24 protein-coding genes are annotated in these 23,973 nt (G+C 39.6%); 23 read left to right on the forward strand and 1 reads right to left on the reverse strand.

Translation table 11 applies throughout. The features are described 5' to 3' along the window. Nucleotides 1–461 precede the first annotated feature (461 nt). The 17 genes from HT728_RS07400 (at nucleotide 462) to HT728_RS07475 (ending at nucleotide 15,165) form a co-directional block, all read left to right on the forward strand. Nucleotides 462–914, forward strand: a complete 453-nt coding sequence (locus tag HT728_RS07400; RefSeq protein ID WP_173234597.1) for a YhcH/YjgK/YiaL family protein — start codon at nucleotides 462–464, stop codon at nucleotides 912–914. An 18-nt stretch (nucleotides 915–932) separates the two neighbouring features. Continuing rightward, the gene (locus tag HT728_RS07405; RefSeq protein WP_000738775.1) at nucleotides 933–2,270 is read left to right on the forward strand and encodes a sugar ABC transporter substrate-binding protein; all 1,338 of its coding nucleotides are present in this window, start codon (nucleotides 933–935) and stop codon (nucleotides 2,268–2,270) included. A gap of 78 nt (nucleotides 2,271–2,348) precedes the next feature. Further along, entirely contained in the window at nucleotides 2,349–3,233 is an 885-nt protein-coding gene (locus HT728_RS07410) for a sugar ABC transporter permease (RefSeq protein ID WP_000237985.1), read from the forward strand. Next, nucleotides 3,233–4,066 carry a carbohydrate ABC transporter permease gene (locus HT728_RS07415; RefSeq protein WP_000730331.1) on the forward strand — a complete coding sequence of 278 codons (834 nt, stop codon included), beginning with the start codon at nucleotides 3,233–3,235 and terminating at the stop codon, nucleotides 4,064–4,066. The genes HT728_RS07410 and HT728_RS07415 overlap by 1 nt, the downstream gene beginning before the upstream one ends. Before the next feature lie 73 nt (nucleotides 4,067–4,139). Further along, nucleotides 4,140–4,412 (forward strand): hypothetical protein, encoded by a 273-nt coding sequence (locus HT728_RS07420; protein WP_173234593.1) that lies wholly within the window; start codon nucleotides 4,140–4,142, stop codon nucleotides 4,410–4,412. Then, nucleotides 4,364–5,467, forward strand: a complete 1,104-nt coding sequence (locus HT728_RS07425) for a Gfo/Idh/MocA family oxidoreductase (protein ID WP_173234598.1) — start codon at nucleotides 4,364–4,366, stop codon at nucleotides 5,465–5,467. Before HT728_RS07420 ends, HT728_RS07425 begins: the two co-directional genes overlap by 49 nt. A 179-nt stretch (nucleotides 5,468–5,646) precedes the next feature. After that, complete coding sequence (locus HT728_RS07430) at nucleotides 5,647–6,345, forward strand: N-acetylmannosamine-6-phosphate 2-epimerase (RefSeq protein ID WP_001135655.1); 699 nt, start codon at nucleotides 5,647–5,649, stop codon at nucleotides 6,343–6,345. A 20-nt stretch (nucleotides 6,346–6,365) separates the two neighbouring features. Next, nucleotides 6,366–7,883 carry a PTS transporter subunit EIIC gene (locus HT728_RS07435; protein ID WP_025172073.1) on the forward strand — a complete coding sequence of 506 codons (1,518 nt, stop codon included), beginning with the start codon at nucleotides 6,366–6,368 and terminating at the stop codon, nucleotides 7,881–7,883. Between the two features lie 124 nt (nucleotides 7,884–8,007). After that, a complete protein-coding gene (locus HT728_RS07440; protein WP_173234600.1) occupies nucleotides 8,008–9,336 on the forward strand; it encodes an ABC transporter substrate-binding protein in 1,329 nt (442 codons plus the stop codon). Between the two features lie 253 nt (nucleotides 9,337–9,589). Then, complete coding sequence (locus tag HT728_RS07445; protein ID WP_162278974.1) at nucleotides 9,590–10,456, forward strand: sugar ABC transporter permease; 867 nt, start codon at nucleotides 9,590–9,592, stop codon at nucleotides 10,454–10,456. 15 nt (nucleotides 10,457–10,471) lie between these two features. Continuing rightward, the gene (locus HT728_RS07450) at nucleotides 10,472–11,311 is read left to right on the forward strand and encodes a carbohydrate ABC transporter permease (RefSeq protein ID WP_001192006.1); all 840 of its coding nucleotides are present in this window, start codon (nucleotides 10,472–10,474) and stop codon (nucleotides 11,309–11,311) included. A 227-nt stretch (nucleotides 11,312–11,538) separates the two neighbouring features. Next, nucleotides 11,539–11,991 (forward strand): YhcH/YjgK/YiaL family protein, encoded by a 453-nt coding sequence (locus HT728_RS07455; protein ID WP_173225697.1) that lies wholly within the window; start codon nucleotides 11,539–11,541, stop codon nucleotides 11,989–11,991. 85 nt (nucleotides 11,992–12,076) lie between these two features. Next, complete coding sequence (locus HT728_RS07460) at nucleotides 12,077–12,241, forward strand: hypothetical protein (RefSeq protein WP_173234595.1); 165 nt, start codon at nucleotides 12,077–12,079, stop codon at nucleotides 12,239–12,241. Nucleotides 12,242–12,250: 9 nt separating this feature from the next. Further along, nucleotides 12,251–12,445 (forward strand): hypothetical protein, encoded by a 195-nt coding sequence (locus tag HT728_RS10685; RefSeq protein ID WP_001810112.1) that lies wholly within the window; start codon nucleotides 12,251–12,253, stop codon nucleotides 12,443–12,445. 82 nt (nucleotides 12,446–12,527) lie between these two features. Then, entirely contained in the window at nucleotides 12,528–13,172 is a 645-nt protein-coding gene (locus HT728_RS07465; RefSeq protein WP_173234602.1) for a YesL family protein, read from the forward strand. A gap of 173 nt (nucleotides 13,173–13,345) precedes the next feature. Continuing rightward, nucleotides 13,346–14,263, forward strand: coding sequence for a dihydrodipicolinate synthase family protein (locus HT728_RS07470; RefSeq protein ID WP_173234604.1), 918 nt, complete (start codon nucleotides 13,346–13,348; stop codon nucleotides 14,261–14,263). Nucleotides 14,264–14,280: 17 nt separating this feature from the next. Continuing rightward, nucleotides 14,281–15,165: an ROK family protein gene (locus HT728_RS07475; protein WP_173234606.1), complete on the forward strand. Its 885-nt coding sequence runs from the start codon at nucleotides 14,281–14,283 to the stop codon at nucleotides 15,163–15,165. Between the two features lie 15 nt (nucleotides 15,166–15,180). On the opposite strand, the gene HT728_RS07480 is transcribed toward HT728_RS07475, so the two are convergent. Beyond that, a complete protein-coding gene (locus tag HT728_RS07480) occupies nucleotides 15,181–16,032 on the reverse strand; it encodes a MurR/RpiR family transcriptional regulator (RefSeq protein ID WP_173234608.1) in 852 nt (283 codons plus the stop codon). A 193-nt stretch (nucleotides 16,033–16,225) separates the two neighbouring features. Between HT728_RS07480 and pbp2b the strand changes: the two genes are divergently transcribed. The 6 genes from pbp2b to ftsA all read left to right on the forward strand — a co-directional run bounded on the left by pbp2b (nucleotide 16,226) and on the right by ftsA (nucleotide 23,959). After that, nucleotides 16,226–18,283 (forward strand): penicillin-binding protein 2B, encoded by a 2,058-nt coding sequence (pbp2b, locus tag HT728_RS07485; protein ID WP_173234610.1) that lies wholly within the window; start codon nucleotides 16,226–16,228, stop codon nucleotides 18,281–18,283. A gap of 10 nt (nucleotides 18,284–18,293) precedes the next feature. Continuing rightward, complete coding sequence (recR, locus tag HT728_RS07490; protein WP_000966762.1) at nucleotides 18,294–18,890, forward strand: recombination mediator RecR; 597 nt, start codon at nucleotides 18,294–18,296, stop codon at nucleotides 18,888–18,890. Between the two features lie 176 nt (nucleotides 18,891–19,066). After that, a complete protein-coding gene (locus tag HT728_RS07495) occupies nucleotides 19,067–20,110 on the forward strand; it encodes a D-alanine--D-alanine ligase (RefSeq protein ID WP_173234612.1) in 1,044 nt (347 codons plus the stop codon). 84 nt (nucleotides 20,111–20,194) lie between these two features. Next, nucleotides 20,195–21,565 (forward strand): UDP-N-acetylmuramoyl-tripeptide--D-alanyl-D-alanine ligase, encoded by a 1,371-nt coding sequence (gene murF / locus HT728_RS07500; RefSeq protein ID WP_173234614.1) that lies wholly within the window; start codon nucleotides 20,195–20,197, stop codon nucleotides 21,563–21,565. A 97-nt stretch (nucleotides 21,566–21,662) separates the two neighbouring features. Further along, the gene (locus HT728_RS07505) at nucleotides 21,663–22,367 is read left to right on the forward strand and encodes a TIGR02206 family membrane protein (RefSeq protein WP_173220112.1); all 705 of its coding nucleotides are present in this window, start codon (nucleotides 21,663–21,665) and stop codon (nucleotides 22,365–22,367) included. A 218-nt stretch (nucleotides 22,368–22,585) separates the two neighbouring features. After that, on the forward strand, nucleotides 22,586–23,959 hold the full coding sequence (ftsA, locus tag HT728_RS07510; protein ID WP_000090393.1) for a cell division protein FtsA: 1,374 nt from the start codon (nucleotides 22,586–22,588) through the stop codon (nucleotides 23,957–23,959). The last annotated feature ends 14 nt before the right edge of the window (nucleotides 23,960–23,973 follow it).

Below are 23,973 nucleotides of genomic sequence, written 5' to 3' on the forward strand. Positions count from 1 at the left end.
GACGTTGACGCAGTTTGAAGAGATTTTCGAAGAGTATAAGTGAGCAGCTTATAAATTCAATTCCCCAAATAGATTCATACTAGTATCTTTTGCAAAAAATAAAGGGCGACTTTCTTCATGAGTATCAATTTCATCTATAAGGAAGGTAGCTAATTGAACTAATTTATTTGTTCTGTTTGTCGCTAGAAAAATCAGACCTCCTTGTGAAGATTGAGGAGATACTGAATGAAAATCAAAGAAGAAACTAGCAAGCTAGTAGCAGATTGCCCAAAATACCGCTTTAAGGTTGTAGATAAGACTGACCTATATAATCCAAGGTGAAGCGACTGTGGTTTGAAGAGATTTTCAAAGAGTATAGGCTAGAGAGTGTTGTGTTTTTATGTCCTTCTAGTAGAAAATGCTAGACAGAAGAATGGGGAACTTGGATAGGAAAAATAGATTGAGAAAGGAGGTTAGAAGAGATGATTATTACAAAAATTAGTCGTTTAGGAACTTATGTGGGAGTAAATCCACATTTTGCAACATTGATAGATTTTCTAGAAAAAACAGGACTAGAAAATTTAACAGAAGGTCCGATTGCTATCGATGGTAATCGATTGTTTGGGAGTTGCTTTACTTATCTAGCAGATGGTCAAGCAGGAGCCTTCTTTGAAACCCACCAAAAATATTTGGATATTCATTTAGTTTTGGAAAACGAAGAAGCCATGGCTGTTACGTCGCCAGAAAATGTAAGCGTTACCCAAGAGTATGATGAAGAGAAGGATATTGAATTATACACAGGGAAAGTGGAACAGTTGGTTCATTTGAGAGCTGGCGAATGTCTCATCACTTTTCCAGAAGATTTACATCAACCCAAGGTTCGTATAAATGATGAACCTGTGAAAAAAGTTGTCTTTAAAGTTGCGATTTCTTAATGTAGAAAGGGAAGAACGATGAAAAAAATGAGAAAGTTTTTATGTCTAGCTGGAGTTGCGCTAGCAGCTGTTGCCTTGGTAGCTTGTTCAGGAAAAAAAGAAGCTACAACTAGTACTGAACCACCGACAGAATTATCTGGTGAGATTACAATGTGGCACTCCTTTACTCAAGGACCCCGTTTAGAAAGTATTCAAAAATCAGCAGATGCTTTCATGCAAAAGCATCCGAAAACGAAAATCAAGATTGAAACATTCTCTTGGAATGACTTCTATACTAAATGGACTACAGGTTTAGCAAATGGGAATGTGCCAGATATCAGTACAGCTCTTCCTAACCAAGTAATGGAAATGGTCAACTCAGATGCTTTGGTTCCGCTAAATGATTCTATCAAGCGTATTGGACAGGATAAATTTAACGAAACTGCCTTAAATGAAGCAAAAATCGGAGATGATTACTACTCTGTTCCTCTTTATTCACATGCACAAGTTATGTGGGTTAGAACTGATTTGTTAAAAGAACATAATATTGAGGTTCCTAAAACTTGGGATCAACTCTATGAAGCTTCTAAAAAATTGAAAGAAGCTGGAGTTTATGGCTTGTCTGTTCCGTTTGGAACAAATGACTTAATGGCAACACGTTTCTTGAACTTCTACGTACGTAGTGGTGGTGGAAGCCTCTTAACAAAAGATCTTAAAGCAGACTTGACAAGCCAACTTGCTCAAGATGGTATTAAATACTGGGTTAAAATGTATAAAGAAATTTCACCTCAAGATTCTTTGAACTTTAATGTCCTTCAACAAGCTACCTTGTTCTATCAAGGAAAAACAGCATTTGACTTTAACTCTGGCTTCCATATTGGAGGAATCAATGCCAACAGTCCTCAATTGATTGATTCGATTGATGCTTATCCTATTCCAAAAATCAAAGAATCTGATAAGGACCAAGGAATTGAAACCTCAAACATTCCAATGGTTGTTTGGAAAAATTCAAAACACCCAGAAGTTGCTAAAGCATTCTTAGAATCACTTTATAATGAAGAAGACTACGTTAAATTCCTTGATTCAACTCCAGTAGGTATGTTGCCAACTATTAAGGGGATTAGCGATTCTGCAGCCTATAAAGAAAATGAAACTCGTAAGAAATTTAAACATGCTGAAGAAGTGATTACTGAAGCTGTTAAAAAAGGTACTGCTATTGGTTATGAAAATGGACCAAGTGTACAAGCTGGTATGTTGACTAACCAACACATTATTGAACAAATGTTCCAAGATATCATTACAAATGGAACAGATCCTATGAAAGCAGCAAAAGAAGCAGAAAAACAATTAAACGATTTATTTGAGGCTGTTCAGTAGGTGTAAAAGACTAGAAAATAGGTGGGCTAGTGAGCTGAAAAGCCCTAGCCCAATCTTGTAAAAGAAGGGAGAAGGAGAATGGTTAAAGAACGTAATTTAACTCGCTGGATATTTGTTTTGCCAGCTATGATTATCGTAGGATTACTCTTTGTTTATCCGTTTTTCTCGAGTATTTTTTATAGCTTTACCAATAAGCATTTGATTATGCCCAATTATAAATTTGTTGGTTTAGCTAACTATAAAGCTGTGCTATCAGATCCCAACTTCTTTAATGCGTTCTTTAATTCAATTAAGTGGACCATTTTCTCATTAGTTGGTCAAGTTTTAGTAGGGTTTGTATTGGCTTTAGCTCTTCACAGAGTACGCCACTTCAAGAAATTATATAGGACCTTATTGATTGTTCCTTGGGCATTTCCTACAATCGTTATTGCCTTCTCTTGGCAATGGATTCTAAACGGGGTTTATGGCTATTTACCTAATCTAATCGTAAAATTAGGTTTAATGGAACATACGCCTGCATTTTTGACAGATAGTACATGGGCATTCCTATGTTTGGTGTTTATCAACATTTGGTTTGGAGCGCCGATGATTATGGTTAATGTACTTTCAGCTTTGCAAACAGTACCCGAAGAACAATTTGAGGCTGCTAAGATAGATGGTGCTTCAAGTTGGCAAGTGTTCAAATTTATCGTCTTTCCACATATTAAAGTGGTTGTAGGGCTTCTAGTTGTTTTGAGAACTGTATGGATCTTTAATAACTTTGACATTATCTACCTAATTACAGGTGGTGGACCAGCCAATGCTACAACGACGCTTCCAATTTTTGCCTACAACCTAGGTTGGGGAACTAAATTGTTGGGTCGTGCTTCAGCAGTTACAGTATTGCTCTTTATCTTCTTGGTGGCAATTTGCTTTATCTACTTTGCTATCATCAGTAAGTGGGAAAAGGAGGGTAGAAAATAATGAAGAAGAAATCCGGTATTTATTTAGATATTCTCTCACATGTACTCTTGATTGGTGCGACCATTGTTGCAATTTTCCCATTGGTATGGATTATCATATCTTCTGTCAAAGGGAAAGGGGAATTAACTCAGTATCCAACACGATTTTGGCCTGAACAGTTTACATTGGATTATTTCACTCATGTTATCAACGATTTGCACTTTATTGATAACATTCGAAACAGTTTAATCATTGCCTTAGCTACAACCCTTATTGCGATTATTATTTCTGCTATGGCAGCCTATGGTATTGTTCGATTCTTCCCTAAATTGGGAGCAATCATGTCGAGACTACTCGTCATTACCTATATTTTCCCACCAATTCTGTTAGCAATTCCCTATTCAATTGCCATTGCTAAAGTTGGATTAACAAATAGTTTATTTGGCTTGATGATGGTTTATCTATCTTTTAGTGTTCCATATGCAGTTTGGCTCTTAGTTGGATTTTTCCAAACAGTTCCAATTGGAATTGAAGAAGCAGCTCGAATTGATGGTGCAAATAAATTTGTTACGTTTTATAAAGTTGTACTACCGATTGTAGCACCAGGTATTGTAGCAACAGCTATTTATACATTTATCAATGCTTGGAATGAATTCTTGTATGCTTTGATTTTGATTAACAATACAGGAAAGATGACAGTAGCAGTAGCCCTTCGTTCGCTTAATGGTTCAGAAATACTAGACTGGGGAGATATGATGGCAGCATCTGTTATTGTAGTTCTTCCATCAATCATTTTCTTCTCTATCATCCAAAATAAAATTGCAAGTGGATTGTCAGAAGGATCTGTGAAGTAATACTCAATGAAAATCAAAGAGCAAACTAGGAAACTAGCCGCAGGCTGCTCAAAGTACAGCTTTGAGGTTGCAGATGAAACTGACGAAGTCAGCTCAAAACATGTTTTTGAGGTTGCAGATAAAACTGACGAAGTCAGCTCAAAACACGTTTTTGAGGGTTGTAGATGAAGCTGACGAAGTTAGCTCAAAACATGTTTTTGAGGCTGTAGATGAAGCGACGTTGACGCGGTTTGAAGAGATTTTCGAAGAGTATAAGTTAAAATTAGAAAGTTTATTCAATAATAAAGGAGAAAAAACATGGTTAAATATGGTGTTGTTGGAACAGGATATTTTGGAGCTGAGTTAGCTCGTTATATGCAAAAGAATGATGGAGCAGAGATTACTCTTCTCTATGACCCAGATAATGCAGAGGCAATTGCAGAAGAATTGGGAGCGAAAGTAGCAAGTTCCTTAGATGAGTTGGTTTCTAGCGATGAAGTAGATTGTGTTATTGTCGCAACTCCAAATAATCTTCATAAGGAACCAGTTATTAAGGCTGCACAGCATGGTAAAAATGTTTTCTGTGAAAAACCAATTGCGCTTTCTTATCAAGATTGTCGCGAGATGGTCGATGCATGTAAAGAAAACAATGTAACCTTTATGGCAGGACATATTATGAATTTCTTTAATGGTGTTCATCATGCAAAAGAACTCATTAATCAAGGAGTTATCGGAGACGTTCTATATTGTCACACTGCTCGTAATGGTTGGGAAGAACAACAACCGTCCGTATCATGGAAAAAAATTCGTGAAAAATCAGGTGGTCACTTGTATCACCACATCCATGAGTTGGATTGTGTTCAATTCCTTATGGGTGGCATGCCTGAAACTGTAACTATGACAGGTGGAAATGTAGCCCATGAAGGTGAACATTTCGGTGATGAAGATGATATGATTTTTGTCAATATGGAATTTTCTAGTAAGCGTTTTGCCTTGTTAGAATGGGGTTCAGCTTATCGTTGGGGTGAACATTATGTCTTAATCCAAGGAACCAAAGGTGCCATTCGCTTAGACTTATTCAACTGTAAAGGAACTCTTAAGCTAGATGGACAAGAAAGTTATTTCTTGATTCACGAATCGCAAGAAGAAGATGATGATCGGACTCGTATCTATCATAGTACAGAGATGGATGGAGCAATTGCTTATGGTAAACCAGGTAAACGTACTCCATTATGGCTATCATCTGTCATTGATAAAGAAATGCGCTATCTGCATGAGATTATGCAAGGAGCTCCAGTATCAGAAGAATTTGCAAAACTTTTGACAGGTGAAGCTGCCCTAGAAGCAATTGCTACTGCAGATGCTTGTACCCAGTCTATGTTTGAAGATCGCAAAGTAAAATTGTCAGAAATTGTAAACTAAATTTTGGTATTCTCCTATTATAGGTCGACTTGCTCCTCTGAAAGTACTTTTAGAGGAGCTGTTTGACTTGGCTAGTTTTTGAAACTGAAATCTATTATACTACAAACTCTTGAAAGCGTTTTAATTTTAAGGTATAATAATCTCATAGAAATAAAGAAAAAAGAAAGGGAGGAAAGAAGATGCCACAGATTAGTAAAGAAGCCTTGATTGAACAAATCAAAGATGGAATCATCGTTTCTTGTCAGGCTCTTCCTCATGAACCGCTTTATACAGAAGCGGGAGGGGTGATTCCCTTGCTGGTCAAAGCGGCTGAGCAAGGTGGAGCAGTCGGTATCCGAGCCAATAGTGTTCGCGATATCAAGGAAATTAAGGAAGTCACCAAACTTCCGATTATTGGGATAATCAAACGAGATTATCCGCCACAAGAACCCTTCATCACGGCTACTATGAAAGAAGTTGATGAATTGGCAGAACTGGACATCGAGGTGATTGCTCTGGATTGTACCAAGCGTGAACGCTACGATGGTTTGGAAATTCAAGAGTTCATTCGTCAGGTCAAGGAGAAATATCCTAACCAGCTCTTGATGGCGGACACCAGTACTTTTGAAGAAGGATTGGCAGCGGTCGAAGCAGGAATTGACTTTGTCGGAACAACCTTATCAGGCTACACATCCTACAGTCCAAAAGTGGATGGTCCAGATTTTGAACTCATCAAAAAACTCTGTGATGCCGGTGTAGATGTCATTGCAGAAGGAAAAATTCATACACCAGAACAAGCCAAACAAATCCTTGAATACGGAGTGCGAGGCATCGTTGTTGGTGGCGCTATTACTAGACCAAAAGAGATTACAGAACGCTTCGTTGCTGGTCTTAAATAAGATGTGAGGGGGGGAGTTTTATATTTAAAGTTTTACAAAAAGTTGGAAAAGCTTTTATGTTACCTATAGCTATACTTCCTGCAGCAGGTCTACTTTTGGGGATTGGTGGTGCACTTTCAAACCCAACCACGATAGCAACTTATCCAATACTAGACAATAGTATTTTTCAATCGATATTCCAAGTAATGAGCTCTGCAGGAGAGGTTGTATTCAGTAACTTGTCACTACTTCTCTGTGTGGGATTATGTATTGGCTTAGCGAAACGAGATAAAGGAACCGCTGCGTTAGCAGGAGTAACTGGTTACTTAGTTATGACTGCAACGATCAAAGCTCTGGTAAAACTTTTTATGGCAGAAGGATCTGCAATTGATACTGGAGTTATTGGAGCATTAGTTGTCGGAATAGTTGCCGTATATTTGCACAACCGATATAGCAATATTCAATTACCTTCCGCTTTAGGATTCTTTGGAGGTTCACGCTTCGTTCCTATTGTTACATCGTTCTCTTCTATCTTAATTGGCTTTGTCTTCTTTGTTATTTGGCCACCTTTCCAACAACTTCTTGTTTCTACAGGTGGATATATTTCTCAGGCAGGTCCAATTGGAACTTTTCTATATGGATTTTTAATGAGACTTTCTGGAGCAGTAGGCTTACATCATATGATTTATCCTATGTTTTGGTATACTGAACTTGGTGGTGTTGAAACTGTTGCAGGACAAACAGTGGTTGGAGCTCAAAAAATATTTTTTGCTCAATTAGCCGATCCGGCTCATTCTGGATTATTTACAGAAGGAACAAGGTTTTTTGCAGGTCGTTTCTCAACAATGATGTTCGGTTTACCGGCTGCCTGTTTAGCGATGTACCATAGTGTTCCTAAGAATCGTCGTAAAAAATACGCGGGTTTGTTTTTTGGAGTTGCTTTAACATCTTTTATTACCGGTATTACAGAACCAATTGAATTTATGTTTCTATTCGTCAGTCCGGTTCTATATGTTGTTCACGCATTCCTTGATGGTGTCAGCTTCTTTATTGCAGACATCTTAAATATTTCAATAGGAAACACATTTTCAGGAGGTGTAATCGATTTCACTTTATTTGGAATTTTGCAGGGGAACGCTAAGACGAATTGGGTTCTTCAGATTCCATTTGGACTTATTTGGAGTGTTTTGTATTATATTATTTTTAGATGGTTCATTACTCAATTCAACGTTCTAACGCTAGGAAGAGGAGAAGAAGTAGATTCTAAAGAAGTTTCTGAATCCGCAGATTCAACTTCAAATACTGCGGATCATTTAAAACAGGATAGCCTACAAATTATCAGAGCCTTGGGTGGATCAAATAATATAGAAGATGTAGATGCTTGTGTGACACGTTTACGTGTAGCTGTAAAAGAAGTTAATCAAGTTGATAAAGCACTTTTAAAACAAATTGGTGCAGTTGATGTCTTAGAAGTGAAGGGTGGCATTCAAGCAATCTATGGAGCAAAAGCAATCTTATATAAAAATAGTATTAATGAAATTTTAGGTGTAGATGATTAAGTACTTACTGACTTAATAAAAAATAGAGGAGAGTGATTGATGAGTAGGATGGAATGAAATCGCATACAAGGAATAAAGAACTCATTATCCAAGTTGGATACGCTTATAAAATAGGAGAATACAAATGAAATTTAGAAAATTAGCTTGTACAGTACTTGCAAGTGCTGCGGTTCTTGGTCTTGCTGCTTGTGGCAATTCTGGCGGAAGTAAAGAAGCTGCCAAATCAGGTGGTGACGGTGCCAAAACAGAAATCACTTGGTGGGCATTCCCAGTATTTACCCAAGAAAAAACTGGTGACGGTGTTGGAACTTATGAAAAATCAATCATCGAAGCGTTTGAAAAGGCCAATCCAGATGTAAAAGTGAAATTGGAAACCATTGACTTCAAGTCAGGTCCTGAAAAAATCACAACAGCTATCGAAGCTGGAACAGCTCCAGACGTACTCTTTGATGCACCAGGACGTATCATCCAATACGGTAAAAACGGTAAATTGGCTGAGTTGAACGACCTCTTCACAGATGACTTTGTTAAAGATGTCAACAATGAAAACATCGTACAAGCAAGTAAAGCTGGAGACAAGGCTTATATGTATCCAATTAGTTCTGCCCCATTCTACATGGCAATGAACAAGAAAATGTTAGAAGATGCTGGAGTTGCAAACCTTGTAAAAGAAGGTTGGACAACTGATGATTTTGAAAAAGTATTGAAAGCACTCAAAGACAAGGGTTACACACCAGGTTCATTGTTCAGTTCTGGTCAAGGGGGAGACCAAGGAACACGTGCCTTTATCTCTAACCTTTATAGCGGTTCTGTAACAGATGAAAAAGTTAGCAAATATACAACTGATGATCCTAAATTCGTCAAAGGTCTTGAAAAAGCAACTGGCTGGATTAAAGACAATTTGCTCAATAATGGTTCACAATTTGACGGTGGAGCAGATATCCAAAACTTTGCCAATGGTCAAACATCTTACACAATCCTTTGGGCACCAGCTCAAAATGGTATCCAAGCTAAACTGTTAGAAGCAAGTAAGGTAGAAGTGGTAGAAGTACCATTCCCATCAGACGAAGGTAAACCAGCTCTTGAATACCTCGTAAACGGATTTGCAGTATTCAACAATAAAGACGACAAGAAAGTTGCAGCATCTAAGAAATTCGTTCAATTTATCGCGGATGACAAAGAATGGGGTCCAAAAGACGTTGTTCGTACAGGTGCCTTCCCAGTTCGTACATCATTTGGAAAACTTTATGATGACAAACGTATGGAAACAATCAGCGGCTGGACTCAATACTACTCACCATACTACAACACTATTGATGGATTTGCTGAAATGAGAACACTTTGGTTCCCAATGTTGCAATCTGTATCAAATGGTGACGAAAAACCAGCGGACGCTTTGAAAGCCTTCACTGAAAAAGCGAACGAAACAATCAAAAAAGCTATGAAACAATAGTCCTTAGTTATTCTATGAAAAAGTAGTTTTTTAAAGAACCTAAGAGTGTATACCCCCCTTTCCCCTTTACACAGATAGTGTAAGAAAAGGGGGGCTTTTGTTTAAAATGTAAGAAATTGTCACGAAATTAAAATGAAGTTCTTACATAAGCGAATCATAAAAAATTTCATTTTGATTTTAAAACAGTTCAAGAAAGTCAAAAAATATTCTATTTGAAAGAGAGGTGCCTACTGTGAAAGTCAATAAAATCCGTATGAGGGAAACAGTGATTTCCTATGCTTTCCTAGCACCAGTGTTGTTCTTCTTTATTATCTTTGTTTTAGTACCAATGATTATGGGCTTCATCACAAGTTTCTTTAACTACTCTATGACTAGTTTTGAATTTGTGGGCTTAGATAACTATGTCCGTATGTTTAAAGATCCTGTCTTTACAAAATCTCTGATTAACACAGTTATTTTGGTTGTTGGCTCTGTACCGATTGTTGTTCTCTTTTCGCTCTTTGTAGCGTCACAGACCTACCATCAAAATGCTATTGCCAGATCTTTTTACCGTTTCGTCTTCTTCCTTCCAGTTGTAACAGGTAGTGTTGCCGTAACGGTTGTATGGAAATGGATTTATGATCCGCTATCAGGTATCTTAAACTTTGTTTTGAAATCTAGTCATATCATCACTCAAAATATTTCATGGCTGGGCGACAAGCACTGGGCATTGCTGGCGATTATGATTATCCTCTTGACAACGTCTGTTGGTCAACCGATTATCCTCTACATCGCAGCTATGGGGAATATTGACAATTCATTGGTTGAAGCAGCTCGTGTTGACGGTGCAACTGAATTTCAAGTTTTCTGGAAGATTAAATGGCCAAGCCTTCTTCCAACAACTCTTTATATCGCAATCATCACGACAATCAACTCCTTCCAAGTTTTCGCCTTGATTCAATTGTTGACATCTGGTGGGCCAAACTACTCTACAAGTACCTTAATGTACTACCTGTACGAAAAAGCCTTCCAATTGACAGAATACGGATATGCCAACACCATCGGTGTCTTCTTGGCAGTCATGATTGCGATCGTAAGCTTTGTTCAATTTAAGGCGCTCGGAAACGACGTAGAATACTAAAGAAAGGAGACAGCTATGCAATCTACAGAAAAAAAACCATTAACAGCCTTTACTGTTATTTCAACAATCATTTTGCTCTTGTTGACTGTGCTGTTCATCTTTCCATTCTACTGGATTTTGACAGGGGCATTCAAATCACAACCTGATACCATTATGATTCCGCCACAATGGTTCCCTAAAATGCCAACCATGGAAAACTTCCAACAACTTATGGTGCAGAACCCTGCCTTGCAATGGATGTGGAACTCAGTATTTATCTCATTGGTAACCATGTTCTTAGTTTGTGCAACCTCATCTCTAGCAGGTTATGTATTGGCTAAAAAACGTTTCTATGGTCAACGCATTCTCTTCGCTATCTTCATCGCTGCTATGGCGCTTCCAAAACAAGTTGTCCTTGTACCATTGGTACGTATCGTCAACTTCATGGGAATTCATGACACTCTTTGGGCAGTTATTTTGCCTTTGATTGGATGGCCATTTGGTGTCTTCCTTATGAAACAATTCAGCGAAAATATCCCTACAGAGTTGCTCGAATCAGCTAAGATTGACGGTTGTGGTGAGATTCGTACCTTCTGGAGCGTAGCCTTCCCAATTGTAAAACCAGGGTTTGCGGCTCTTGCAATCTTTACCTTCATCAATACTTGGAATGACTACTTCATGCAATTGGTTATGTTGACTTCACGTAACAATTTGACTATTTCACTTGGGGTTGCGACCATGCAGGCTGAAATGGCAACCAACTATGGTTTAATTATGGCAGGAGCAGCCCTTGCTGCTGTGCCAATCGTAACAGTCTTCCTAGTCTTCCAAAAATCCTTCACACAGGGTATTACTATGGGAGCGGTCAAAGGATAATACTCTGCGAAAATCGAATGCAAACTACGTCAGCGTCACCTTGCCATACTTAAGTATTGCCTGCGGTTAGCTTCCTAGTTTGTTCTTCAATTTTCATTGAGTATAAGAGAATATAGAGTTATAAGTGTCTACAAAATGGAGGGTATGCAGTTACTTTATGAAGTTTTGTCAGACACTTATCAACTTAAGAATGGTTTTAGTTAACTATCAGAAACGAAGGAAAGAGTATGATTTTTGACGATTTGAAAAACATCACCTTTTACAAAGGGATTCATCCTAATTTAGACAAGGCTATCGACTATCTCTACCAACATCGTAAAGATTCTTTCGAATTAGGAAAGTATGAGATTGATGGAGATAAAGTCTTTCTAGTTGTTCAGGAAAATGTCCTCAATCAAGTTGAGAATAATCAATTTGAGTATCATAAGAACTATGCAGATTTGCATTTGTTGGTAGAAGGGCATGAATATTCGAGCTACGGTTCACGTATCAAAGATGAAGCAGTAGCATTTGACGAAGCGAGTGACATTGGCTTTGTTCATTGTCATGAACACTACCCACTCTTGTTGGGTTATCACAATTTTGCGATTTTCTTCCCAGGAGAGCCACATCAACCAAATGGTTATGCAGGTATGGAAGATCAAGTTCGCAAATATCTCTTTAAAATTTTGATTGATTAAAAATAGGATGAATTGTCTTTTTGTAAATCTTTGACAATAATCTACCATGAAATTGGTCTTTTTGAGGTAGAGAAATGAGGTCTTATTGTCAGTATCTTTATTCAGAAATACTATTGGTATGGCAGGATTGAAGTTCAGCAAAGTCTTTATGGCTGCGGGAGCAAGAGTAGGATTACTGACCAAGATTTCTGGAAGGATTTTACAAATAGCTGTGAATCTAGTTGATGTATATGGTTGTATAAACTTTTAAAACGAGAGAATGAAAGCACTTTGTATTTTTTTATTGAATATGTTAGCTTGGACAGTGCTTGCAATGATAATCCGTGGAGGGCTAGATGGATTTAATGAGCATACTTGGAGTACTATTTTAATTGCTTCGCTGTCCGGGATATATATAGATTATATGTCCATAGATAAAAGTAGAAAAAAGTCCAAAAGAAAAAAGAAAAAATAGCTTTGTTCATGGTAGGGACTTATGAAAGCTTTACTGACAAAAAAGAAAACAGTTTACAAAGAAAAATGATGGAGGAGCAAAGATGTCACAAAAAGGAAGAAGTCTCATCAAGGCTGCATTTGATACAGATAATTTTCTAATGCGAATTAGTGAGAAGGTTTTAGATATTGTAACAGTCAATCTTCTCTTTGTAGTAACTTGTTTGCCAATCGTAACGATTGGAGTAGCCAAAATTAGTCTCTACGAGACCATGTTTGAGATTAAGAAGAGCAGACGGGTGCCTGTATTTAGAATCTACCTAAGAGCTTTCAAGCAAAATCTGAAATTGGGGTTTCAGCTGGGTTTAATGGAGTTAGGAATTGTGTTTCTTACCCTTTCAGATCTCTATCTTTTCTGGGGTCAAACAGCTCTGCCCTTCCAATTGGTGAAAGCTATTTGTCTAGGTATTCTGATTTTTCTTACTATTGTGATGTTGGCTAGCTATCCAATCGCTGCGCGCTATGACCTATCTTGGAAAGAAATTCTCCAAAAAGGATTGATGTTGGCTAGTTTTAATGCTCCTTGGTTTATCTTGATGATTGCAATTATCTTTTTGATTTTGATGATTCTATATCTATCAGCCTTTACCGTTCTATTGGGAGGATCAGCTTTTATTCTCTTTGGTTTTGGACTTCTTGTTTTTTTACAAGTGGGAGTGATGGAAAAGCTATTTGCTAAGTATGAGTAAGGGGTGCAATTATTTCTGAAACTACTTTCAAACGCTCCAAGCGCTATTCTATAAGCGAGAAACTAAAATCTAAGTGTCTATAAGATATTGAAAGCCTTTTCGGTAAAGTGTATACTAAAGAAGTAAAGAAAGAATCTGCTTTAGCAGAAAATAAAAATAATAGGAGAAAATCTATGTCAGATTTGAAAAAATACGAAGGTGTCATTCCAGCCTTCTACGCATGTTATGATGATCAAGGAGAAGTAAGTCCAGAGCGTACGCGTGCCCTGGTTCAATACTTCATTGATAAAGGTGTTCAAGGCCTCTATGTTAATGGTTCTTCTGGTGAATGTATCTACCAAAGTATTGAAGATCGCAAGTTGATTTTGGAAGAAGTGATGGCAGTTGCCGAAGGGAAATTAACCATCATTGCTCACGTAGCTTGCAACAATACCAAGGATAGTATGGAACTTGCTCGCCATGCAGAAAGCTTGGGTGTAGATGCCATTGCAACAATTCCGCCGATTTATTTCCGCTTACCAGAATACTCAGTTGCTAAATATTGGAACGATATCAGTTCTGCAGCTCCAAACACAGACTATGTTATCTACAACATTCCTCAATTGGCAGGTGTTGCTTTGACTCCAAGCCTTTACACTGAAATGTTGAAAAATCCACGTGTTATCGGTGTTAAGAACTCTTCTATGCCAGTTCAAGATATCCAAACCTTTGTGAGCCTTGGTGGAGAAGACCATATCGTCTTTAACGGTCCAGATGAGCAGTTCTTAGGTGGCCGTCTCATGGGTGCCAAAGCTGGTATCGGTGGTACTTATGGTGCTATGCCAGAACTCTTCTTGAAACTCAATGAGTTGATTGCTGACAAAGACTTGGAAACAGCGCGTGAATTACAGTACGCTATCAATGCAATCATTGGCAAATTGACTGCTGCACATGGTAATATGTATGGTGTCATTAAAGAAGTCTTGAAGATCAATGAAGGCTTGAATATTGGTTCTGTTCGTTCACCATTGACACCAGTGACTGAAGACGATCGTCCAGTTGTAGAAGCAGCTGCAGCCTTGATTCGTGAAACCAAGGAGCGCTTCCTCTAATCTCAAAGGAGGTATTTATGACATACTACGTTGCAATTGATATCGGTGGAACTAACATCAAGTATGGTTTGGTTGATCAAGAGGGTCAACTTCTTGAATCGCATGAAATGCCAACTGAGGCGCATAAGGGTGGACCTCATATCTTACAAAAGACCAAAGATATCGTAGCCAGCTATTTAGAAAAAGGCCCAGTAGCAGGTGTTGCCATTTCTTCTGCAGGGATGGTAGACCCTGATAAGGGAGAAATTTTCTATGCTGGGCCTCAAATCCCTAACTATGCAGGAACCCAGTTCAAGAAGGAAATCGAGACTAGCTTTGCTATTCCTTGTGAGATTGAAAATGATGTCAACTGTGCAGGTCTGGCTGAGGCAGTATCTGGTTCAGGTAAGGGAGCAAGTGTCACCCTTTGCTTGACCATTGGAACAGGTATCGGTGGTTGCTTGATTATGGATGGGAAAGTCTTCCATGGTTTTAGCAATTCGGCCTGTGAAGTCGGGTATATGCATATGCAAGATGGAGTTTTTCAGGATCTCGCTTCTACCACAGCTTTGGTTGAGTATGTAGCAACATCTCATGGAGAAGATGTTGATCAGTGGAATGGCCGACGCATTTTCAAGGAAGCCACTGAAGGCAATAAACTCTGCATGGAAGGTATTGACCGCATGGTAGACTATCTAGGAAAAGGTCTGGCAAATATTTGCTACGTTGCCAATCCAGAAGTGGTTATTCTTGGTGGTGGTATCATGGGGCAAGAGGCTATCCTCAAACCTAAGATCCGCACAGCCTTGAAAGAGGCTTTGGTACCAAGTCTGACTGAAAAAACACGATTAGAATTTGCCCATCACCAAAATACAGCAGGTATGTTGGGTGCCTATTATCATTTTAAGACAAAACAATCCTAGTTTGGTTAAACCAAACTAGGATTTTCTGATACGTTTTTGTCGACGATAGCCGTTGAGTTTTTTATTTTCCCAGTAGCTATTAAAGATTTTCTCCTTACTTTCACGATTGATTTCCAAAAAGTAGGCGTAAATCAAATCAATAAAGAAGAGCATAGGAAGTTGAGCGGATATTCGTTGGATATAGGAAGGCTGGCTGTGGGTGGCTACAAGAACAGTCTCTGTATAGGCCTGGCTATCTTTATTGGGAACACTTGAAAAGAGTACAGTCTTTGCCCCCATCTCCTTAGCGTCTAATAAACTGTCTAAAATAGAAGGTGTTGTGCCAGAGAGTGAAAAACCGAGCACTAGACAATTTTCATCCATGATGCTGGTTGTCCAGGCAAAGCCGTCTTGGTCTGTCAAAGCTTCGCAGACCACACCCAGACGCATGAAGCGCAATTTCATTTCACGAGCTACGAGGCCAGAACTCCCTGTTCCGAAGAAGTAGATACGCTCAGCATCTTCGATTAGCTGGGCAATTCGTTCTAGTTGGACTTCGTCAATCAAGTCTTGTGTTTGTTCCCTCATGTTGCTATAACTTCTGAGGACTCGTTTGGTCAGTGGACTGTGCTTGGAGACTTGGTTGGCTTGATTTTCTGCCTCATGTTGGTATTGGAAAATAAATTCTCGGTAGCCAGTAAAGCCACACTTTTTAGCAAAGCGAGTTAGTGCAGCCTGAGAGATATGTAATTTTTGAGTGACTTGTTGAGAAGATAAATCATCTGTAATCGTTTCTGCTTGTAAAAAATAGCGAGCGATTTCTTGCTCTAGGTCTGTCATTTCTTCAAAATGTGAATCAATGACAGTTGCGATATCTGGTTTGTCCATAGGGAAGGCTCCTTTAAATGAGTCGTGTTGGAAAAAGACTAGATTATTGAACTTTTACATTCATTATAACATATAATATAGGGATGGATAAATAAAAACGTATCTTACTGTAAAAACGAAAAAAAGCTTCTTTCTTTTCCATAATTTTCTGCTCAAATTGTGGTACAATTAAGAGTAAGATTTTAAGTTAGAAATGAGACTGATTTGTATGAGAAAATTTAACAGCCATTCGATTCCGATTCGGCTTAATTTATTGTTTTCAATCGTCATTTTACTCTTTATGACCATTATTGGTCGTTTGTTGTATATGCAGGTTTTGAACAAGGATTTTTACGAAAAAAAGCTAGCCTCAGCTAGTCAGACCAAGGTCACAACCAGTTCTGCCCGTGGGGAAATTTATGATGCTAGTGGGAAACCTTTGGTAGAAAATACGTTAAAGCAGGTTGTTTCCTTTACGCGTAGTAATAAAATGACTGCTAAAGATCTAAAAGAAATCGCTAGTCAGTTGCTGGGATATGTGAGCATCAGTTCGCCAAATTTGACAGAACGCCAGCTGGCTGATTACTATTTGGCTGATCCTGAAATCTATAAAAAAACAGTGGAAGCTCTCCCAAGTGAGAAACGCTTGGATTCAGATGGCAATCGTCTATCCGAATCAGAACTGTATAACAATGCGGTCGATAGTGTCCCAACAAGTCAACTAAACTATACAGAGGATGAAAAGAAAGAAATCTATCTTTTTAGTCAGTTAAATGCTGTTGGAAACTTTGCGACAGGAACCATTGCGACAGATCCTCTAAATGATTCTCAGGTAGCTGTTATTGCCTCTATTTCAAAGGAGATGCCTGGCATTAGTATTTCTACTTCTTGGGATCGAAAGATTTTGGAAACTTCCCTTTCTTCTATAGTAGGGAGTGTATCCAGTGAAAAAGCTGGTCTCCCAGCGGAAGAAGCAGAAGCCTATCTTAAAAAAGGCTATTCTCTAAATGATCGGGTTGGAACCTCCTATTTGGAAAAGCAATATGAAGAGACCTTACAAGGAAAACGATCGGTAAAAGAAATCCATCTGGATAAATATGGCAATATGGAAAGCGTGGATACAATTGAGGAAGGTAGTAAGGGAAACAATATCAAACTGACCATTGATTTGGCCTTCCAAGATAGCGTGGATGCCTTGCTGAAAAGTTATTTCAATTCAGAGTTGGGAAATGGTGGAGCCAAGTATTCTGAAGGTGTCTATGCAGTCGCACTTAACCCAAAAACAGGTGCTGTTTTGTCTATGTCAGGGATTAAACATGACTTGAAAACGGGAGAGTTGACGCCTGATTCCTTGGGAACGGTAACCAATGTCTTTGTTCCAGGTTCGGTTGTCAAGGCGGCGACCATCAGCTCAGGTTGGGAAAATGGAGTCTTGTCGGGAAATCAGACCTTGACAGACCAGTCCATTGTCTTCCAAGGTTCAGCTCCAATTAATTCTTGGTATACTGCCTTTTCTAGGCCAATGCCGATTACGGCGGTTCAAGCTCTGGAGTATTCATCCAATGCCTATATGGTCCAAACAGCCTTAGGTCTTATGGGGCAGACCTATCAACCTAATATGTTTGTCGGTACCAGCAATCTAGAGTCTGCTATGGGGAAACTGCGTTCAACCTTTGGCGAATATGGCTTGGGATCTGCGACTGGGATTGACCTACCAGATGAATCTACTGGATTTATTCCCAAAGACTATAACTTTGCCAATTTCATTACCAATGCCTTTGGGCAGTTTGATAACTATACCCCAATGCAATTAGCTCAGTATGTGGCAACGATTGCAAATGATGGTGTTCGTGTGGCTCCTCGTATTGTGGAAGGCATTTATGGCAATAATGATAAGGGGGGACTGGGCGACTTGATTCAGCAACTGCAACCGACAGAGATGAATAAGGTCAATATATCCGACTCCGATATGAGTATCTTGCACCAAGGTTTTTATCAGGTTGCTCATGGGACTAGCGGATTGACAACTGGACGTGCCTTTTCAAATGGTGCCTTGGTATCTATTAGTGGAAAAACGGGTACAGCCGAAAGCTATGTGGCAGATGGTCAGCAAGCAACTAATACCAATGCGGTGGCCTATGCCCCATCTGATAATCCCCAAATCGCTGTGGCAGTGGTCTTTCCTCATAATACCAATCTAACAAATGGTGTAGGACCTTCCATTGCGCGTGATATTATCAATCTGTATCAAAAATACCATCCAATGAATTAGAAAGGAAATTATGCTTTATCCAACACCCATTGCCAAGCTGATTGACAGTTATTCTAAGTTACCAGGTATCGGGATTAAGACGGCCACGCGTCTGGCCTTTTATACGATTGGGATGTCTGATGACGATGTCAATGAGTTTGCCAAAAATCTCCTTTCTGCTAAGAGAGAATTGACCTACTGTTCCGTTTGTGGACGTTTGACAGACGATGATCCCTGCTCCATCTGTACCGATCCGACTCGTGACCAGACAACGATTTTGGTGCTAGAGGATAGTCGGGATGTGGCGGCTATGGAAAATATCCAAGAATACCATGGACTCTATCATGTCCTGCATGGCCTTATTTCCCCTATGAATGGTATCAGTCCAGACGATATCAATCTCAAGAGTCTCATGACTCGTCTGATGGATAGTGAGGTTTCAGAAGTAATCGTAGCAACCAATGCCACAGCAGATGGGGAAGCGACTTCCATGTATCTTTCACGCTTGCTCAAGCCAGCTGGGATCAAGGTTACGCGTCTGGCACGAGGCCTCGCTGTCGGAGCAGATATCGAGTATGCGGACGAAGTGACCCTCTTACGGGCTATTGAAAATCGGACAGAGTTGTAAGTGTAGACAAATTTACGAACTCCATTCATTTATAAAAAAATCAAGGAGGCTGAAAATCGTTCCTATCGGCCTCTTTTTGCATAGTATGATGAGTAGTGTCAGGTTCAAGTTTTAAAAAAATAAGCAAATATGATATACTAAAGAGCGAGTATTCTAGTAGAATTAGGACAAATAATATGAAACAAACGATTATTCTTTTATATGGTGGACGGAGTGCGGAACGCGAAGTCTCTGTCCTTTCAGCTGAAAGTGTCATGCGTGCGGTCAATTATGATCGTTTCACAGTTAAGACTTTCTTTATCAGTCAGTCAGGTGATTTTATTAAAACGCAGGAATTTAGTCAGACTCCAGGTCAAGAGGACCGTCTCATGACCAATGAAACCATTGATTGGGATAAGAAAGTTGCACCAAGTGCTATCTATGAAGAAGGGGCAGTGGTCTTTCCAGTTCTTCATGGTCCGATGGGAGAAGATGGCTCTGTTCAAGGATTCCTTGAAGTTTTGAAATTGCCTTATGTCGGTTGCAATATCTTGTCATCCAGTCTTGCCATGGATAAAATCACGACTAAGCGTGTGTTAGAATCTGCTGGCATTGCACAAGTTCCCTATGTGGCTATCGTTGAAGGGGATGATGTGACTGCTAAAATCGCTGAAGTGGAAGAAAAATTGACTTATCCAGTCTTCACTAAGCCGTCAAACATGGGTTCTAGTGTCGGTATTTCTAAGTCTGAAAATCAAGAAGAACTTCGTCAAGCTTTGGAACTTGCCTTTCAATATGACAGCCGTGTCTTGGTAGAGCAAGGGGTCAATGCCCGTGAAATCGAGGTTGGTCTCTTGGGAAACTACGATGTCAAAAGCACGCTACCAGGAGAAGTAGTCAAGGATGTTGCCTTTTATGACTACGATGCCAAGTATATTGATAACAAGATTACCATGGACATCCCAGCCAAAATCAGTGATGATGTGGTAGCTGTCATGCGTCAAAATGCAGAGACGGCCTTCCGTGCCATTGGAGGCCTCGGTCTCTCTCGTTGCGATTTCTTCTATACAGATAAGGGAGAGATTTTCCTAAACGAGCTAAATACCATGCCAGGTTTCACCCAGTGGTCTATGTACCCACTACTTTGGGATAACATGGGAATCAGCTACCCAGAACTAATCGAGCGTTTGGTTGATCTTGCCAAGGAAAGTTTTGACAAGCGCGAAGCGCATTTGCTATAAAAATGAAAGAGAGGGTAGAAGCCAGAACCATCACTGCAAGGTGATCAGAGTTCGCGGACTTCGACCCTTTTTAAGGGAGTAGAAATGAAATTAACAATCCATGAAGTGGCCCAAGTTGTCGGAGCCAAAAATGATGTCAGCATCTTTGAGGACACCCAGTTAGAGAAAGCTGAGTTTGACAGTCGTTTGATTGCGACAGGAGATTTATTTGTGCCTCTCAAAGGTGCGCGTGACGGTCATGACTTTATCGAAACAGCCTTTGAAAATGGCGCTGCTGTAACCCTCTCTGAGAAAGAGCTTGCAAATCATCCTTATATTCTAGTAGACGATGTGTTGACTGCCTTTCAACAACTAGCTGCCTATTATCTTGGAAAAACGGCTGTTGATGTCTTTGCAGTTACAGGTTCAAATGGCAAGACAACGACCAAGGATATGTTGGCGCACTTGCTATCAACAACCTACAAAACCTACAAAACACAAGGCAATTACAATAACGAGATTGGACTTCCTTACACCGTTCTCCATATGCCTGAAGGGACAGAAAAGTTGGTCTTGGAGATGGGGCAGGATCACTTGGGAGATATTCATCTCTTGTCTGAATTGGCTCGTCCAAAAACAGCCATCGTAACCTTGGTTGGAGAAGCCCATTTGGCCTTTTTCAAAGACCGTTCTGAGATTGCTAAAGGGAAAATGCAAATTGCAGATGGCATGGCTTCGAATTCCTTGCTCTTGGCGCCAGCTGACCCGATTGTAGAGGACTACTTGCCAACTGATAAAAAGGTGGTCCGTTTTGGGCAAGGAGCAGAGCTGGAAATCACAGACTTGGTTGAGCGTAAGGACAGTCTGACCTTTAAGGCTAATTTCTTGGAACAAGCCCTCGATTTGCCAGTGACTGGTAAGTACAATGCCACTAATGCCATGATTGCGTCTTATGTTGCCCTACAAGAAGGGGTTTCAGAGGAGCAAATTCATAAGGCCTTCCAAAATCTTGAATTGACGCGTAACCGTACCGAGTGGAAGAAAGCAGCCAATGGAGCAGATATTCTGTCAGATGTTTATAATGCAAATCCAACTGCTATGAAGCTGATTTTAGAGACTTTCTCTGCCATTCCAGCCAATGAAGGCGGCAAAAAAATCGCTGTTCTAGCGGATATGAAGGAGCTTGGTGACCAGTCTATTCAACTCCATAATCAGATGATTTTGAGCCTTTCTCCAGATGTGCTTGATACCGTTATTTTCTATGGAGAAGACATTGCTGAATTAGCCCAATTGGCCAGTCAAATGTTCCCAATTGGCCACGTTTACTACTTCAAGAAAACAGAAGACCAAGACCAATTTGAAGACCTAGTCAAGCAGGTTAAGGAAAGTCTAGGAGCTAATGATCAAATCTTGCTCAAAGGCTCTAACTCCATGAATCTAGTCAAGTTGGTAGAATGTTTAGAAAATGAATGCTAGTGATTTTGCCAAACATTTACGTATTTCTAAATCCATTTTTGACAAATAGCATGGTATAATAAAATGCAGGAAAATTTTGAAACATGAGGAAGACTAGATGAATTTATGGGATATTTTCTTTACGACCCAAGCAACCGAACCACCTAAATTTGACCTTTTTTGGTATGTCAGTATATTTACACTCTTGGCTTTGATCTTTTATACAGCCTATCGTTATCGTGAAAAGAAGGTTTACCAACGATTTTTCCAGATTTTACAGGCCGTTCAGTTAATCCTACTTTATGGTTGGTACTGGGTCAATCATATGCCACTATCAGAAAGCTTACCCTTTTACCATTGCCGTATGGCCATGTTTGTGGTACTTTTGCTTCCTGGTCAGTCCAAATATAGGCAGTATTTTGCATTACTAGGAACATTTGGGACATTAGCAGCCTTTGTTTATCCAGTGTCAGATGCCTATCCTTTCCCCCATATCACCATTTTATCCTTTATTTTTGGGCATTTAGCACTCTTGGGGAACTCTCTGGTTTATCTCTTGAGACAGTATAATGCGCGATTGCTGGATGTGAAGGGGATTTTTCTCATGACCTTTGCATTAAATGCTTTGATTTTTATGGTCAATTTGGTAACAGGTGGAGATTACGGATTCTTGACAAAACCGCCATTGGTTGGAGATCACGGCTTAGTGGCTAATTATTTAATCGTTTCTCTGGCCCTGTCAGCAGCGATTACGTTGACAAAGAAAATTTTAGAACTATTTTTAGAACAAGAAGCAGAAAAAATGATTGCAAAGAAAGCTTAACACAGAGCTTTCTTTTTTTGTCTTAGAGAGTTTTTACAAGCAGCTTACAAAATAAGAATTTCTGAACATAGAAACTCAAAAAATGGCTGGGAAATTTAGGAAAAAAGCAAGCACGATTAAATTTTTTGTGTTATAATATTCTGTGAATAGCTATGCCTATGTTTAGCTATGGAATAATACGAAGTGCGAAACTTGGAAGATAGAGAGGATGCGATGTAATGGCTAGAGAAGGCTTTTTTACAGGTCTAGATATTGGAACAAGCTCTGTCAAGGTGCTTGTAGCCGAGCAGAGAAATGGTGAATTAAATGTAATTGGCGTGAGTAATGCCAAAAGTAAAGGTGTAAAGGATGGAATTATTGTTGATATTGATGCAGCAGCAACTGCTATCAAATCAGCTATTTCCCAAGCGGAAGAAAAGGCAGGCATTTCGATTAAATCAGTGAATGTCGGCTTGCCTGGTAATCTTTTGCAGGTAGAACCAACTCAAGGGATGATTCCAGTAACATCTGATACCAAGGAAATTACGGATCAAGATGTTGAAAATGTTGTCAAATCAGCTTTGACAAAGAGTATGACACCTGACCGTGAAGTCATTACCTTTATTCCTGAAGAATTTATTGTGGATGGTTTCCAAGGAATTCGTGACCCACGTGGCATGATGGGGGTTCGCCTTGAAATGCGTGGTTTGCTTTATACAGGCCCTCGTACTATCTTGCACAATTTGCGTAAGACAGTTGAACGTGCAGGTGTCCAGGTTGAAAATATTATCATTTCACCACTAGCAATGGTTCAATCAGTTTTGAACGAAGGTGAACGTGAATTTGGTGCTACAGTGATTGATATGGGGGCAGGTCAAACGACTGTCGCTACAATCCGTAACCAAGAACTTCAGTTCACCAATATTCTCCAAGAAGGTGGAGATTATGTAACTAAGGATATCTCTAAAGTCTTGAAAACTTCTCAGAAGTTGGCTGAAGGTTTGAAATTAAACTATGGAGAGGCTTACCCTCCTCTTGCAAGCAAAGAAACCTTCCAAGTAGAAGTTATTGGAGAAGTAGAAGCAGTCGAAGTGACGGAAGCCTACTTGTCAGAAATTATTTCTGCACGAATCAAGCACATCCTTGAACAAATTAAGCAAGAATTAGATAGAAGACGTCTATTGGAGCTCCCTGGTGGCATTGTCTTAATCGGTGGAAATGCCATTTTACCGGGTATGGTAGAATTGGCTCAAGAAGTCTTTGGCGTTCGTGTCAAACTCTATGTTCCAAACCAAGTTGGTATTCGCAATCCAGCCTTTGCGCATGTGATTAGTCTATCGGAATTCGCTGGACAATTGACAGAAGTCAATCTTTTGGCTCAACGAGCAGTCAAGGGTGAAGTTGCTCTGACTCATCAACCAATTAGTTTTGGGGGAATGATTCAGAAAACAGCTCAGTTTGTACAATCAACGCCTGTTCAACCAGCTCCTGCTCCAGAAGTAGAGCCGGTGGCGCCTACAGAACCAATGGCGGATTTCCAACAAGCTTCACAAAATAAACCGAAATTAGCAGATCGTTTCCGTGGCTTGATCGGAAGCATGTTTGACGAATAAAGAGGAAAAATAAA

Source organism: Streptococcus sp. 544 (assembly GCF_013277385.1).
GTDB classification, from domain to species: Bacteria; Bacillota; Bacilli; order Lactobacillales; family Streptococcaceae; genus Streptococcus; species Streptococcus mitis_BA.